The sequence below is a fragment of the Streptomyces sp. NPDC002580 genome (assembly GCF_042889485.1).
Lineage (GTDB): Bacteria > Actinomycetota > Actinomycetes > Streptomycetales > Streptomycetaceae > Streptomyces.
This window is the reverse complement of the sequence record NZ_JBIAQZ010000003.1, coordinates 218,502-233,575: the sequence shown is the minus strand read 5'-3', so window position 1 is coordinate 233,575 and position 15,074 is coordinate 218,502. Positions and strand designations below refer to the sequence as shown.

12 protein-coding genes are annotated in these 15,074 nt (G+C 68.3%); 5 read left to right on the top strand and 7 right to left on the bottom strand.

All coding sequences use genetic code 11. The features are described 5' to 3' along the window. Window positions 1–4: 4 nt before the first annotated feature. The 5 genes from ACFYW7_RS11990 to ACFYW7_RS11970 all read left to right on the top strand — a co-directional run bounded on the left by ACFYW7_RS11990 (window position 5) and on the right by ACFYW7_RS11970 (window position 4,909). Window positions 5–517, top strand: coding sequence for a protein jag (locus ACFYW7_RS11990; RefSeq protein WP_389500816.1), 513 nt, complete (start codon window positions 5–7; stop codon window positions 515–517). Window positions 518–717: 200 nt separating this feature from the next. Beyond that, a complete protein-coding gene (gene rsmG, locus ACFYW7_RS11985; protein WP_389500814.1) occupies window positions 718–1,434 on the top strand; it encodes a 16S rRNA (guanine(527)-N(7))-methyltransferase RsmG in 717 nt (238 codons plus the stop codon). Window positions 1,435–1,802: 368 nt separating this feature from the next. Continuing rightward, window positions 1,803–2,876: a ParA family protein gene (locus ACFYW7_RS11980; protein ID WP_389501630.1), complete on the top strand. Its 1,074-nt coding sequence runs from the start codon at window positions 1,803–1,805 to the stop codon at window positions 2,874–2,876. Then, the gene (locus ACFYW7_RS11975) at window positions 2,873–3,964 is read left to right on the top strand and encodes a ParB/RepB/Spo0J family partition protein (protein ID WP_389500812.1); all 1,092 of its coding nucleotides are present in this window, start codon (window positions 2,873–2,875) and stop codon (window positions 3,962–3,964) included. The genes ACFYW7_RS11980 and ACFYW7_RS11975 overlap by 4 nt, the downstream gene beginning before the upstream one ends. A gap of 327 nt (window positions 3,965–4,291) precedes the next feature. After that, window positions 4,292–4,909 (top strand): GNAT family N-acetyltransferase, encoded by a 618-nt coding sequence (locus tag ACFYW7_RS11970; RefSeq protein WP_389500810.1) that lies wholly within the window; start codon window positions 4,292–4,294, stop codon window positions 4,907–4,909. Window positions 4,910–5,033: 124 nt separating this feature from the next. On the opposite strand, the gene trxA is transcribed toward ACFYW7_RS11970, so the two are convergent. From trxA to ACFYW7_RS11935, 7 genes are all read right to left on the bottom strand, one after another. Further along, a complete protein-coding gene (trxA, locus tag ACFYW7_RS11965; protein WP_153289627.1) occupies window positions 5,034–5,363 on the bottom strand; it encodes a thioredoxin in 330 nt (109 codons plus the stop codon). Between the two features lie 44 nt (window positions 5,364–5,407). Further along, window positions 5,408–6,373 (bottom strand): thioredoxin-disulfide reductase, encoded by a 966-nt coding sequence (gene trxB / locus ACFYW7_RS11960; RefSeq protein ID WP_389500807.1) that lies wholly within the window; start codon window positions 6,371–6,373, stop codon window positions 5,408–5,410. Window positions 6,374–6,622: 249 nt separating this feature from the next. Continuing rightward, a complete protein-coding gene (locus ACFYW7_RS11955) occupies window positions 6,623–7,540 on the bottom strand; it encodes an anti-sigma factor family protein (RefSeq protein ID WP_389500805.1) in 918 nt (305 codons plus the stop codon). Beyond that, a complete protein-coding gene (gene sigM, locus ACFYW7_RS11950; RefSeq protein ID WP_389500803.1) occupies window positions 7,537–8,262 on the bottom strand; it encodes an RNA polymerase sigma factor SigM in 726 nt (241 codons plus the stop codon). Before sigM ends, ACFYW7_RS11955 begins: the two co-directional genes overlap by 4 nt. Before the next feature lie 301 nt (window positions 8,263–8,563). Further along, window positions 8,564–10,258 (bottom strand): protein kinase family protein, encoded by a 1,695-nt coding sequence (locus ACFYW7_RS11945; RefSeq protein WP_389500801.1) that lies wholly within the window; start codon window positions 10,256–10,258, stop codon window positions 8,564–8,566. A 118-nt stretch (window positions 10,259–10,376) separates the two neighbouring features. Continuing rightward, on the bottom strand, window positions 10,377–12,617 hold the full coding sequence (murJ, locus tag ACFYW7_RS11940) for a murein biosynthesis integral membrane protein MurJ (RefSeq protein WP_389500799.1): 2,241 nt from the start codon (window positions 12,615–12,617) through the stop codon (window positions 10,377–10,379). 46 nt (window positions 12,618–12,663) lie between these two features. Next, window positions 12,664–15,072 (bottom strand): DUF6049 family protein, encoded by a 2,409-nt coding sequence (locus ACFYW7_RS11935; protein WP_389500797.1) that lies wholly within the window; start codon window positions 15,070–15,072, stop codon window positions 12,664–12,666. Window positions 15,073–15,074 lie beyond the last annotated feature (2 nt).

Below are 15,074 nucleotides of genomic sequence, written 5' to 3'. Positions count from 1 at the left end.
TCCCGTGACGGAAGGCACCACCACCTCCGCCGCCGCTGAGGGCGACACCCTGACCCGCCTGGAGCAGGAAGGCGAGATCGCCGCGGACTACCTCGAAGGTCTGCTCGACATCGCCGATCTCGACGGTGACATCGACATGGACGTCGAGGCCGACCGCGCCGCTGTCTCGATCATCAGTGATTCGGGCGGCCGCGACCTGCAGAAGCTGGTCGGCCGGGACGGCGAGGTGCTGGAGGCGCTCCAGGAGCTCACGCGCCTGGCCGTGAACCGGGAGACCGGGGACCGCAGCCGGCTCATGCTGGACATTGCGGGCTTCCGCGCCAAGAAGCGCGAGGAGCTCTCCGAGCTGGGTGCCAAGGCCGCCGCCGAGGTCAAGAGCTCCGGCGAGCCGGTGAAGATGGACCCGATGACGCCCTTCGAGCGCAAGGTCGTGCACGACGCGGTCAAGGCCGCGGGCCTGCGCAGCGAGTCCGAGGGCGAGGAGCCGGAGCGCTTCGTCGTCGTGCTCCCCGCCTGATCGGTACGTACATTCCTTCGGCCCCGTCTGTTGCGCAGACGGGGCCGAACTTTGTCAGCCTGATAGTCCCCACAGCTGTGGTCCCCGACCTCGATCACTGACCCTGGTTCCCGAACCCTCGGTCCTCGACAGCTGTTGGCCCTGATAGTCCTGGTGATCAGCGCTCAGTGCGCTTATGCGGTACGGAAGGACGGTCCCCCGTGACGGAGGCAGCGGAGCTTCCCCCCACGCCCGAACAGGCGCGTGAGGTCTTCGGCGATCGCTTCGCGGACGCGGTCCGGTACGCGGAACTGCTGGCCGAGGCGGGAGTGCAGCGTGGCCTGATCGGTCCTCGCGAGGTCCCACGGCTGTGGGAGCGGCACCTGCTGAACTGCGCGGTGCTCTCCGAGGTCGTTCCCGAGGGAGTGACCGTGTGCGACGTCGGTTCCGGTGCAGGGCTGCCCGGTATCCCGCTGGCGCTCGTCCGGGACGATCTCAAGATCACGCTGCTTGAGCCGCTCCTGCGCCGGACCACCTTCCTCACCGAGGTCGTGGAGATGCTCGGTCTCGACCATGTGACCGTCGTGCGAGGCCGCGCCGAAGAGGTCATGGGAAAGCTCCAGCAGGTCCACGTGGTGACGGCCAGGGCGGTTGCCCCGCTCGACCGGCTGGCGGCCTGGGGTATCCCCCTGCTGCGCCCGTACGGGGAGATGCTCGCCCTCAAGGGCGACACCGCGGAGGAGGAGCTGAAAGCCTCTGCCACGGCCCTCAGCAAGCTCGGCGCCGTGGAGACGTCCATCCTTCATGTCGGTGAGGGCATCGTGGACCCGTTGTCCACCGTGGTGCGCGTGGAGGTGGGCGAGAGCCCCGGCGGTGTGCGCTTCGCGGCGAAGCGGGCCAAGGCCGCCCGGACCGGCCGGACACGTCGTCGGCGCTGACACCAGGTGAAGTGAGCATCATCGCTCCCGGTCCCCGCTCGTGGGGCCGGGAGCTTTCCTGTCGGCACGGCGGGTTCCGGGAGTTCTTTCTCACTCCGTCGGGACAACCCTGATCGTGAGCCGTACTCCACACAAGCAGGCGAACCTGTACATATCGGAGTGTCGCGCCGCGTTGGGCCGAGGGGCTGGGCATCGTGTTTCACGTGAAACGTCGCTCACTGTTGCACGGCATCATTGGTCGCGGCCGCGCCCCGGCCGAACCTCGCGACCGGAGGCCTCTCGGTTCGCTCGGAGAGGGGGCGGAGTTGTCCACAGAGGTGGATTTCTCCACAGAACAACGGGCCTCGCTGGTTCACCACCCCGATGGCATGGGAGGCTCTGTTCATTGCGAGCCTGAAGTCGAGGAGAGTGAATCCTTGCGGTCCGACGCCAACATCGCGGGACCGATGACCGATCCGGTCCCCGGTCCCCGTACCGAGTCGATGGGGGAGGATGTTTCACGTGAAACACCGCCCCCGATGGACGACACTCCGATTGGTCGTGCTGCCCAACTTGCCGTGGAGGCGCTAGGCCGCGCCGGGGAGGGCCTGCCACGGCCCGAACAGACCCGAGTCATGGTGGTCGCCAACCAGAAGGGTGGGGTGGGGAAGACCACGAGCACGGTCAACCTGGCCGCCTCGCTGGCCCTTCACGGCGGGCGGGTCCTGGTGATCGACCTCGACCCCCAGGGCAACGCCTCCACCGCGCTGGGCATCGATCACCACGCCGAGGTTCCGTCGATCTATGACGTCCTGATCGACAGCAAGCCACTCTCCGAAGTCGTGCAGCCGGTACCTGACGTCGAGGGTCTCTTCTGTGCCCCCGCCACGATCGATCTCGCCGGTGCGGAGATCGAGCTGGTCTCGCTGGTGGCCCGAGAGAGCCGCCTGGAACGAGCGATCCAGGCGTACGAGCAGCCGCTGGACTACATCCTCATCGACTGCCCGCCGTCGCTCGGTCTACTGACGGTCAACGCGCTGGTCGCCGGCGCGGAAGTCCTGATTCCCATCCAGTGCGAGTACTACGCGCTGGAAGGGCTGGGGCAGCTCCTGCGCAACGTCGACTTGGTGCGGGCCCACCTCAACCCGAGCCTCCACGTCTCGACGATCCTGCTCACCATGTACGACGGCCGGACACGCCTCGCTTCCCAGGTCGCGGAGGAGGTACGCACCCACTTCGGTGAGGAGGTGCTGCGGACGAGCATTCCTCGCTCGGTCCGTATCTCGGAGGCTCCGAGCTATGGACAGACGGTCCTGACCTACGATCCGGGTTCGAGCGGTGCTCTCTCGTATCTTGAGGCCGCGCGGGAAATCGCGCTCCGAGGGGTCGGAATGGCGTACGACGCGCAACATGCCCATGTGGGCGGACAGAACGATCAGAACATGGTGGAGGGGATCCAGTGAGCGAGCGACGACGAGGTCTGGGGCGGGGCCTTGGCGCACTGATCCCTGCGGCTCCCACGGGTGAGCGTTCGGGCGTTTCGGCGAGTGGGAATTCCTCCTCGGCTGCCGCACCCGTACTCACGGCGGAGCGCGGGGTGGCGGCGGCCAAGGTGACCACGCTGCCGCCTGTTTCACATGAAACGGAGGAGCCGTCGTCGAGCGGAGTTCCCGACGGGCTCCAGGAGCCCGTCGGTGCTCACTTCGCCGAGCTGCCCCTCGACTACGTCACGCCGAACCCGCGCCAGCCGCGTGAGGTCTTCGACGAGGACGCCCTTGCCGAGCTGGTCACCTCCATCAAGGAGGTCGGGCTTCTCCAGCCTGTCGTCGTACGACAGGTCGGTCCGGCGCGCTACGAACTCATCATGGGTGAGCGGCGCTTCCGCGCCTGCCGCGAAGCGGGCCTTGAGGCCATTCCCGCGATCGTTCGGGCGACGGAGGACGAGAAGCTCCTCCTGGACGCGCTCCTCGAGAACCTGCACAGGGCCCAGCTGAACCCGCTGGAAGAGGCGGCGGCCTACGACCAGTTGCTCAAGGACTTCAACTGCACGCACGACCAGCTGGCGGACCGCATCGGCCGGTCGCGTCCACAGGTCTCCAACACGCTGCGTCTGCTGAAGCTCTCGCCGTCCGTTCAGCGTCGTGTCGCCGCCGGGGTCCTCTCTGCGGGGCACGCGCGGGCACTGCTCTCCGTCGACGACTCGGAGGAGCAGGACCGCCTGGCCCACCGCATCGTGGCGGAGGGGCTCTCCGTGCGTGCCGTGGAAGAGATCGTCACCCTCATGGGGTCCCGTCCGCAGACTGCTCAGCGCTCCAAGGGGCCGCGAGCCGGCGGTCGGGTCTCTCCGGCGCTGACCGATCTGGCGACGCGTCTCTCGGACCGCTTCGAGACGCGGGTGAAGGTCGATCTGGGCCAGAAGAAGGGCAAGATCACTGTCGAGTTCGCATCGATGGAAGACCTGGAGCGCATCCTCGGTTCCCTCGCCCCGGGCGAGGGACCGGTTCTTCAGAAGAGTCTTCTGGACGACGACTCCGACGACGCGGAGGCCTGAGCAGGCTCTGGGTGGACCGGTCGCCGATCGATCCACCCAGGAGAGCGGGCCGTGTCCGGGGCGCACCGGGACACGGCCCGCTCTTTGCTTTCTGACGGTACCGACGCCATCGCATCGTGGATACGATGCGATGGGTATGGCGCATCCACCTGGCAGCACCTTCATCGGGGAGGCAGGGGCCATGCAAACCGTCAGCCGTACCGGACTGGTGACCGCAGCACTGGGCTTGGGAGCGGTCGGCGGATTCGTCGGCAGCCTGCTCAAGGAGCGGAGCCGACTGACAGCCGCCCGTGACGCCGCGGGCGAAGGAAGCGAGGAACATCCTTCATGGGGCGTCGGCTCGTACCGCTCACGCTGGACAACCTTCCGGACCTTCCCCAGCGTTGTCGCACGTGTGTCTTCTGGGAACTGGACCCCGTCAGCAGCGAAGCCGCGGTAAGAGCGGGCACACCCGCTGTGGAGAAGGAAGCCTGGATCTCCTCGGTGCTGCTGGACTGGGGATCCTGCGGTCGGGTCGTCTACGTGGACGAGGTGCCGGTGGGCTTCGTTCTCTACGCGCCACCCGCTTACGTTCCCCGCTCCACGGCGTTCCCGACGAGCCCGGTGTCGCCGGACGCTGTTCAGTTGATGACCTCGTTCATCATGCCCGGCTATCAGGGACAGGGACTGGGCCGGGTGATGGTTCAGACGGTTGCCAAGGACCTGCTCCGCCGCGGGTTCAAGGCGATCGAGGCTTTCGGGGACGCTCGCTGGAAGGAACCCGCCTGTGTGCTTCCTGCCGACCATCTGCTCGCGGTGGGCTTCAAGACCGTGCGTCCCCACCCCAGATACCCCCGGCTGAGGCTGGAACTGCGTACGACGCTCTCCTGGAAGGAAGACGTGGAGATGGCGCTGGACCGCCTCCTGGGAGCGGTACAGAAGGAACCGGCGCTCCGTCCGCTGTGACGGTCGGCCAGCCGCTCCGTGATCTACGGCCGGAGCTTCCTCGATACGCGAAATGGGCCAGCCCGGAGGGGCTGGCCCATTCGTGTTTCACGTGAAACACACGCGGCGTGTGCCGCCTCGACTGCTAGGCGATGAAGTCCTCGAGGTCCCGCACGATCGCGGCCTTCGGCTTCGCACCGACGATGGTCTTGGCGACCTCGCCGCCCTGGTAGACGTTCAGGGTCGGGATCGACATGACGCCGTACTTGGCGGCTGTGCCCGGGTTCTCGTCGATGTTGAGCTTGACGATCTCGATCTTGTCGCCGTACTCGGCGGCGATCGCCTCGAGCGAGGGAGCGATCTGGCGGCAGGGTCCGCACCAGGCGGCCCAGAAGTCCACCAGGACAGGCTTGTCGCTCTTGAGGACGTCCTGCTCGAAGGAGTCGTCGGTCACGTTCTTCAGAGTGCCGGCCACGGCGGGCTCCTTAGCTTGTTGGTGCGGTGGGGAGGACGGGAGGATCAGACGGTGGCGGTCGCTGCGGCGGTCTCGCTGTCCGCAAGCGAGGCGAGGTAGCGCTCGGCGTCGAGAGCGGCGGAGCATCCCGTACCGGCGGCGGTGATCGCCTGGCGGTACGTGTGGTCGACGACGTCACCGGCACCGAAGACACCGGTCAGGTTGGTGCGGGTCGAGGGCGCGGCGACCTTCAGGTAGCCCTCTCCGTCCAGGTCGAGCTGACCCTTGAAGAGCTCGGTACGGGGGTCGTGACCGATCGCGATGAACAGACCGGTCACCGGCAGCTCCGAGGTCTCGCCGGTCTTCAGGTTGCGCAGGGTCAGACCTGCCAGCTTCGGGTCGCCCTTGATCTCGGCCACCTCGCTGTCCCAGACGAACTTGATCTTCGGGTCGGCGAAGGCACGCTCCTGCATCGCCTTGGAGGCGCGGAGGCTGTCCCTGCGGTGGACGATCGTCACGGACTTGGCGAAGCGAGAGAGGAAGGTCGCCTCCTCCATCGCTGTGTCGCCACCACCGATGACGGCGATGTCGTGGTCCTTGAAGAAGAAGCCGTCACAGGTCGCGCACCAGGAGACGCCTCGCCCGGAGAGGGTGTCCTCGTTGGGCAGGCCGAGCTTGCGGTGCTGCGAGCCCGTGGTGACGATCACGGCCTTGGCGCGGTGCACGGTGCCGGCGGTATCGGTGACGGTCTTGATCTCACCCGACAGGTCGACGGCGACGACGTCGTCCGGAACGAGCTCGGCACCGAAGCGCTCCGCCTGGGCGCGCATGTTGTCCATGAGCTCGGGGCCCATGATGCCGTCCTGGAAGCCGGGGAAGTTCTCCACCTCGGTGGTGTTCATCAGCGCACCGCCGGCGGTGACGGCGCCTTCGAAGACCAGCGGCTTCAGCGACGCGCGCGCGGTGTAGAGCGCCGCCGTGTAGCCGGCGGGCCCAGACCCGATGATGATCACGTTACGGACGTCGCTCACGACTTGATTCCTCGTCTCTGGAGACTGCTGCGTACTGGTGGGAGCCTCGCTCAGTACTCTCACCCCACCCAACGGATCCTAAGGGGCTTCAATTCCCGTTGTGTCAGGGCACACGGAGACCGGACTCCGGACAGCGATGCCAAGCGGCACCCGGGCAGAACACTGCCGGGCGTCCTGGCGTCGGAGAGGGTGTCTCACGCCCTCGGGACGGGGGCGGCCGACGTGGTCGGAATCCTGAGTCCGACGCATTCAGGGGCGGGCGTACGACCGCTTCAGCAGGAGCTTGCCGGGCGCCGAGGCAGCCTGTTTCGCGCAGGAGGAGTCGACGATGTACGCCGTGACCTTCGTGTTGTCGGAGACATCGGACAGTACGAGGAGATAGGCACCGGTCCCTTGGTACGACCCCTCCTTGGAGGCCAGCACCGTTCCCTCGTCTCCGGTCCCCTGCTCCACACACTCAGGGACGTGAGGCACCGGGGAGATCAAGGTGCTGATTCCACCCGAGTCCGCTCCGGTGCCCTGTGATTCGGCTCCCCAGGGTTTCGCGCTACCCGAGTCGTGGCCCGACTTCTTGGTCTTCTCGAGAAGACCGGAGACCTCGGTCCTCAGCGTCTTCTCGGAGAAGGTGCCCCGCGCCTCGGACTCCTGCTGGGTCGCTGTCTGGGGCCCCTTGCCGGAGCTGTCGCCGCCCAGCGTCTGGACGAGGATGGCACCCAGCCCCAAGGTGGCGGCGGTGAAGGCGGTGGCGAGCAGGGCGGTCCTGCGGCGCCCGTGGCGCACCCGGTGGGGGCGGCCAGGTCCGGTGGTGGCACGAGGGTGTCCCGACGGGCGGCCGGTGGTCGATGTTTCACGTGAAACACGAACGTGGTCGACGTCCGCGTCCGTTGTCTCCTCTGTCTCCTCGGAAGCCGGGGCATTCGACAGAGCTTCCGCGGCCAGAGCGGCGTCGATCCGGTCGGCGACATCGTCGGGCATACGGGGAGCGTCCGGCATGCTGCCCAGCAGGCCGCGGATCTCTTCCAGGGACTCGTAGGTGTCGGCGCAGGGCGCGCACTCATCGAGGTGCTGTCGTACGTCCTCGGTCCGTGATGGCGAGAGCAGGCCTTCGGAGAGGTCGGAGATCTCGGCGACGTCCGGGTGCCCGGCCTTGTCCGTCGTGGATGTCACGCTCGCCCACCTCCGCCCTTCACAGCCGCTGAATCGCTTGGCCCTGTGTCACGAGTTGCCGTCCCGTGTGGTCCCGCTGCGGGTGGGACGGATGTCCCCTGCGTCCGGTTCCGTCCGCCGTCCGGCTTCTTGGTTCTGTCGCCGCCGGCGTTCTCCGGTCTGAGATGGGTGAGCAGGGGGAGGAGCCTGGCTCTGCCGCGCGCGCAACGGCTCTTCACCGTGCCGGTCGGCACATCGAGGATGCGGGCCGCCTCGGCCACGGGGTAGCCCTGCATGTCCACCAGGACGAGGGCCGCGCGTTGGTCGGTCGGCAGAGTGTTCAGTGCCTCGATGAGCTCGCGATGGAGGTCATTGCGTTCGGCGGGAGCGGAAGCCGACTCGTGCGGTTCGAGGAGCTGTTCCATGCGCTGGGTGTCATCGACGGGAGACGTCTTTCTGGAGGCCGTCTTACGGGCGCGGTCCAGGCAGGCGTTCACGGTGATGCGGTGCAGCCAGGTTGTGACGGCCGACTGGCCCCGGAAGGTGTGGGCGGCCCGGTAGGCCGAGACGAGGGCGTCCTGGACCGCGTCAGCGGCCTCCTCCCGGTCGCCCAGGGTCCGCAGGGCCACCGCCCAGAGGCGGTCGCGATGGCGCCGCACGAGCTCGCCGAAGGCCTCAGGATCGCCCGCGACATGCCGAGCCAGAAGATCCTCATCAGGTGCTTCCTGCCGCTGGTCGCGCACGTACCCGGCCCCCTCCCGACTCCCCGAGGGAGTATATCTCGCACGCGTTTTGCCCGATTTTGTCGTCTGGGTGAAGAGTTCTTCGAGTGAGGCAAGGCTCTTGAGAGGCCGACGGCGATCGGTGAGCGCAGTGTCGGTGGCGTCTCAGCGCACCCTTCCTGTCCCGCGGCTGAGGCAGAGGTGATGTGCCGGAGGACCGTACGACGCGGCGAAGCTCCTGGCGCACGCGATTCTCGATCAAGATCGTCCGTGTGCGCCAGGAGCTTCGTGAGCTTGTCCACCCCACCTGCGGCTCAGGCTTTCAGCTGGTCACCTTGATGTCCGCCACCCTGCCCCGGTAGGTGCCTTCCTCCGTCAGGGGCAACTCGGTCAGCCACACCAGGACGTACCGGGTCCGCAGGGTCTTGCCGGGCTTCAGTTCCACCGTCGTGCCTGAGCCCTCGGCCGCCTTGGTGTAAGCGGAGAAAGAGGTCGGCCTCGAAGGGGCGTCCGCACCCGCTCCGCGCAGTTCGACCGAAGTGTTGCCCAGGAGGGTGACCGTCACCTTCCCCACCCGCTGCACCTTGCCCAGGTCCAGGATCAGACCGAGGCCCGGCTTCAGGTTGCCGAAGTTCGCGCCCTTGTAGAAGTCGGTCTGCCAGTAGGTACCCGAGGCGTTGTCATAGGCCTTCCCCACGTCGGCCGGCTTCTCGGACTGATCGCCGAACGGGTCGAAGTCCCGGGCTTTGGTGATCGCGATCGGTTTGCCGGACGCGGGCTTCTTCGGGGCCTTGCCGCCGTCGTCCGTCGTCTGGGCTGTCGGGGTGTCCTCGGACTTGTCGCTCTGGTCCATCAGCGCGTCCGCGAGCTGCCAACTGCCCAGGCCGAGAGCGGCGATGAGGAGAGCGGAAACAGCCCACTTCAGGGCCTTGCCCGTACGACTCTGCAGCGGGGGCGGCGGATTCGGCACGGGCGGGGTGCCACCCGGACGCGGTGACTGGCGGCCGTACGTGCCCTGTTGGTACGTCGTGCGCTGGTACTCGGGCGGTGCGGTGAACGTCGGCTCCGGCGGGCGGATGCGGGGCATCTCGCTGATCGCCTTCACGAGCTCCTCGGGCGTGGTGCACGGGGACTCGTGGCGCGAGGCGGTCGCACCGTCGTTGGCGAGCGCGCGCATGGCGAGCTCCGACAGGCCCCGGTGGACACCGGCCCGCACCTGGTCGGGTGCGATGAGACCGACGCCCTTGGGCAGACCCGACAGACCGTAGGCGTCGTTGTCGTACGGCCAGCGCTGGGTGAGGGCGGCGTACAGGAGTGCGCCGATCGCTTCCGTGTCCGTGCGCTGCGGGGTGTCGGAGCTTATGCCGCGAAGCGCGGCGTTCACGGCGAGCCCGCGCAGGCGCCACTGGCCGGACGACGTGCGGAGCACGGCACCCGGAGTCAGCTTCAGATGTGCGAGGCCCTCGCGATGCGCGGCGGCCATGGCCTGGGAGACCTGACTGACCATCTGGTAGGCCTCGTGCACCTCAAGGGGAGCCGCGGCCAGGAGAGCAGTCAGTTCGGTGGCGTCCGGCAGCCACTCGTGCACCACATAGACGAGGTCGTTCTCCTCGACCGCGTCCAGGACCTGGACGAACCGGGGATCGCCCAGCAACGCGGACGAGCGGGCCGCCGCGAGTACCGAGCGTGCCCGCGGATGATCGGCGGGCAGCAGATGCACACCCACGGCGCGACGGAGCTTCTCGTCCATCGCGCGCCAACTGCTGAAACCGTCCAGACGGGTGACGCACTCTTCGAGACGGTATCGCCTGGCGAGTTTGTGACCGCTGTGCAGTTCGGGCGGTGAGGCCTTTCCGGGACTCTCGGTCCCGCCGCTCCCCTGTGCCTCTTCGCTGTCCGTTTCCTGCTCCCAGTTCTGGGCCACCCCGTCGGACGTGGTTTGGTCCGCCTTGGCGGTCAGCGGTTCGTCACCGCTGTTGTCTGCCACGTCGACGGCAGCCGTGCTCCGTTCCGCCACCGTCGTCCCTGCCTCCCCATCCGTTGCGCGCTGTCCGACGCAGAAACCAATTGTGCCCACAGTCCGACGCTATGCACGACACACGACGACGGACGATGGTTGTGCGCGTACCCCCGCCTCAGCGCCCCAGGCGCCCGCGGACCATTCCGACCATTGAGTTGAGTTCCTCGATGCGCATCTTGCGCGCCGCGATGTAGAAGACACCGAGCAGGGCGATCGAACCGACGACGATCGCCGCGATCGAACCGACCACTCCGTACCCGAGAGCCTGCGTGATCGCGAAGCCTACGGCGCCGCCCACGACGGCACCCGGGACGGACGCCAGGCAGAGCCGCGCGTACGTGCGCAGTACACGGGCGCCGTCCAGGTCGCCGCCCAGTCGCCTGCGCAGTCGCTGCCAGGCCACTCCGACACCCACCGCGTACGCCAGGCCGTACGCGCCGGCCATGCCGACGACCGCCCACTGCGCGGGCAGCACCACGTAACAGAGGGCTGAGCCGGCCGCGTTGACGGCGGCCACGATGACCGTGTTGTAGAAGGGGGTCCGGGTGTCCTCGTAGGCGTAGAAGCCACGCAGGACCACGTACTGCACCGAGAACGGGATCAGGCCGAGCGCGAAGGCCATGAGGACGTAGCCCTGGGACTGGGCGGCCGGGATGCCGCTCGAGCCGAAGAGCAGGGTGCACATGGGGATGCCCAGGGCGATGAACAGGAAGGCGACCGGGACGATCGCCACCGCCGAGGTCCGCAGACCCTGCGAGATGTCGTCACGGACGGCTCCGGGATCCCCGTCGTGGGCCGCTCGTGAGATCCGCGGAAGCATGGCCGCCATGACGGAGACCGTGATGATCGCCTGCGGCATGCCCCAGATCAGTTGGGCGTTGGAGTAGGCCAGGATGCCTGTTCCGCCCTTGCCGGAAGCCTCTTGCGCCGCGGTCGCGAGCTGGGTGACGACGAGGACGCCCGCCTGGTTGGCGAGGACGAAGAGCACGGTCCACTTGGCGAGCTGGATCGCCTTGCCGAGACCGTGGCCCCTCCAGTCGAAGCGCGGACGGAACCGGAACCCGGCCTCGCGCAGATACGGGACCATCGCCGCGGCCTGGACGACCAGGCCGAGCAGGGTGCCCACGCCCAGCAGCCGGATGCCGTCCGCAGGGATGTTGTCCTCCGACATGCCGGAGTGCCGGGCCGTTCCGTAGACCCAGAGGAACAGGCCGAAGGTGGAGATCATGACGATGTTGTTCAGGACCGGGGTCCACATCATCGCGCCGAACTTCCCGCGGGCGTTGAGGATCTGTCCCATCACCACGTGGACGCCCATGAAGAAGATCGTGGGCAGGCAGTACCGGGCGAAGGTGACCGCCACGTTGTTGGCCGCCGGATTGCTCGCGATGGAGTCCGACATCAGCTGGATCAGCAACGGCGCGACGAAGACCGCGGCGGTGACGATCACGGCGAGGGCGACCATGACGAGCGTCAGCAGGCGGTTGGCGTACGCCTCGCCGCCGTCCTCGTCGTCCTTCATGGACCGCACGAGTTGGGGCACGAAGACGGAGTTGAGCCCGCCGCCGACGGTCAGGATGTAGATCATCGTCGGCAGGGTGTACGCGACGGTCCAGGCGTCACCGAGTGTCGCGGCACCCAGGGCGGCCGTGATGATCATGGTGCGGACGAAGCCCGTGAGGCGGGACACCAGCGTGCCCGCAGCCATCACGGCGCTCGACTTCAACAAGCCGGAGGCGCGGCCGCCGGACTTGGCCGGAGCGGAGGCCGGTGGCTGAGCGGCGACCGGGGCCGGTTCAGGGGCCGGCGTCGGTGCCGGGACGGCCGGGGAGGCATAGGCGTGACGGACACCGCCCTGCTGCTGGTCCTGGAAGAGGTGGGCGAAGGCGTCGGGTTCATGCTGCTCCTCGCCCGCCTGGGTGACCAGATCGTCCACTCCCACGAACTGGGTGGTCCGGGCGTCCTCGCCGTAGGGCAGGTGCCGTGTCGGTCCGGCCGGCTCCGGAGGGGGCGTCTGGGCCCACACCCGCGGATCGGGGGCGTACTGCGACGCGGGCGGCTGGCCGTAGAGCGGTTGCTGGGGAGAGTAGGTCCCGGGCGCCGGCGGAGGGTGCGCGGCGCGGTCGTAGAGAGCCTCCGCCACGGGGTCCTGTGCCGAGAGGTCCTGTGCCCGGTAGGGATCCTGGTCGTAGGCGTCCTGGAGGTACACGTCCGCGGGAGAGCCCGGAGACGGCTGACCGGCCTCCGGCGTGGCCTCGGGGTAGCCGGAGCGGCCCGCGTCCTGGTCCGGGTAGTCCTCGGGGTAACCCGAGGATCCCGCGCCCTGGCCGCGGTCACCGTCGTACGGCGCGTTCATGGTTACCCCACCTCATCGTCCCCGGGCCCACCGGCCACGACATCGCTCAACGGTCCACTCTCTCACCCGTGCCGGACGGGTCGGCGCTTTCCGGTGCGGTGTCCGGTGTTGGGTCACTCGGGTGCTCCGGGTCGTCTGCCTCGGGCTCCGAGTCGGAAGCCCGTTCGGGACCGTCCTTGGAGTCTTCGGTGTTCACAGTGTCCACGGTGCCGTCCGTGTCCTTGCTCACGCCCCCCTCCTTGGGCCCGTTGTCCGGTTCCTCCTCCGTCTGCAGAGCCGCGGCGCGCTTGCGCTGCGTGTACATACGGAAACCGGCGAGCACGAGGAGCAGGACGCCGCCACCGATGACCAGCATCACCGTGGAGGTGATCTCGGTGACCTTCACCTCGAAGGTGACCGGACTGCCGTAGGGCTGCCCGTCCTCCGTGTAGAGCTGGGCGACGACCTTGACCGGCCCGTTGGCCTTGGTGGAGGTCGTGAACTTCACCGACTGGCTGTGCTCGCCCGCGACCTGGATCTGCTGCTCGGCATTGCCGATCTTGAGGCGGGTGGGCTGCTGGGACGTCAGGCGCAGCACCAGATGGCCGACACCCTGCACGAGGTTGTTCTGGACGGTCACCGGGATCGTGGCACTGCGTCCCGAGAGCTTCGCGTCCGACTTGGGGATCAGGTGGACCAGGTTCATCAGCCCGTCCAGGTACGTCTCCACACCCTGGCGGAAGGACGCGGCCTCCGTGGGGCGACCACGCCAGGACAGGGACATGCCCCGGTCTATGGCCCGGCCGAACGGCGTGACCACGCGGGACTCGTCGGTGAGGATCAGCCGGAACTTGTCGAGCTTGCTCTGCGTCTGCTGGATCCGCTCGAAGGCCGCGCGCGGCAGCTCGCGGTTGCGCAGCGCCGAGGGGTACGCGGAGGTGGGCGGCACCTTCGTGGTGGCGCCCGGGTCGGGCTTGGCCTTGGCGGCCTCGGCCAGTCCCTGGGACTCCGTCCAGTTCCCCTGCTGGAGTACCCGCAGGGCCGCAGCCATGGACTGGGCCTGGCTGGCGGTGGGCATGCGCTGCGGAGCGACGACGATGCTGCGTTCGTCGTCCGTGTCCTGCAGGTTGATCATCAGGCTCTGCGCGAGGAACTTCTGGACGGCGAGTGTGGAATTGTCGGCCCGCACCATGTCGCCCTGGAACGCGGTCGACAACCGTTCGTCCGCGACCACCGCGGTCGTTCCGCCGCCGATGGGACGGGCGGCGCTCGGTGTGTACTGCAGGCCGCCCGTCTCGCGCAGGCTGTCACTGCGGACGAGCACCTTGTCCGCGCCGGCGGAGGTGGCGACCTGGACGATCGAGGGGTCCACCGCGCCGTCCACGGGCCAGGCGAAGTCCGTGCTCGGCTTCACATGGGCGATGGTCTCCACCGTCTCGGCGGCCACGTCGGTGGCGTCCTTGAGGTGACTCAGGGAGCCGGTGACGTCCTTGCCGCGGTGGGCCAGCGACGCGAGGTCGGGGTCGGCGAAGGGCAGGGCGACGACGTTCTGGTTCTGGACCGCCTTCTCCAGTTTGGCGAGCCAGGCGGTGGCCACGGCCCGGTTCTCCCCGGGGATGGTCGTGCCGTCCTCCTGCTGGATCCGGTAGCCGCCGTGCATCGCGTCGACGGAAGCCAGCAGGTCCGGGTCGAGCACCCACGTGACATCGAGCCCGCTGCCGAGCGACAGCAGCTGGTCCAGACGTCCGCCGGGGGAGATCTCTTTGGCGAGGTCGTCGTTCTTGAAGACAGGTGTCTGCTGCTCGTCGGAACCGGTCTCCGCCGTGAGGTGGACGGTGGAGATGAGCGGCCAGAGATACGTCGTCTTCGTCTTCGTGTCGGCCGCGTCGGGCTGCCAGGGCAGGAACGTCCGCTTGATGCCCAGGATCTGGTCCCACTGCTGAGCGGTGGTCCGGCCCGTCAGCGAGACGCCGAGCTGGTAGACCCCGTCGGAGCCGAGGTCCAGTTCCTTGACGGGCACCGAGATGCTGAACCGCTGCGAGCTGCCGGCCGCGAGGCGTGTGACCTTCGCGACGTACTTGCCCCCGACCTCCGCGGCGTCGAGACCCGGCTGGAAACTCGTTCGCCTAGCGGCGGTGTCGATGGCGGAGCGGGAGCTCAGGGACGGTCCCACGCGGATGCCCACGTGGCCATCCGTGATCGTCTGCCTGCTCTTGTTGGTGACGGAGCCGGAGACCGTGACGGTGTCGCCGTCGGTGGGGGCGCTGGGGCTCAGGGAGTCGAGGTGGATGTCCACCGCGCCCGATCCCGTGGCGTCGGCCACGGCGGCCGTCTCAGCGGCTTGAGCGGGCACGCCCAGGGGCAGCTGGAACAGCCCGGCCAGCAGCGGCGCCCCGGCCAGCAGTGCACCGCTGCGCCGGAGCCACCGGCGGGCAGGTGAGGGACTCGTCCCTTGGAAGTCTGCCGCCTCGGCCACGC

Coding starts and splice junctions, on each gene's coding strand:
- murJ (WP_389500799.1), bottom strand. CDS start 12,617: ATGAACGCGCCGTACGACGGTGACCGCGGCCAGGGCGCGGGATCCTCG.
- ACFYW7_RS11970 (WP_389500810.1), top strand. CDS start 4,292: ATGGGGCGTCGGCTCGTACCGCTCACGCTGGACAACCTTCCGGACCTT.
- ACFYW7_RS11980 (WP_389501630.1), top strand. CDS start 1,803: ATGGGAGGCTCTGTTCATTGCGAGCCTGAAGTCGAGGAGAGTGAATCC.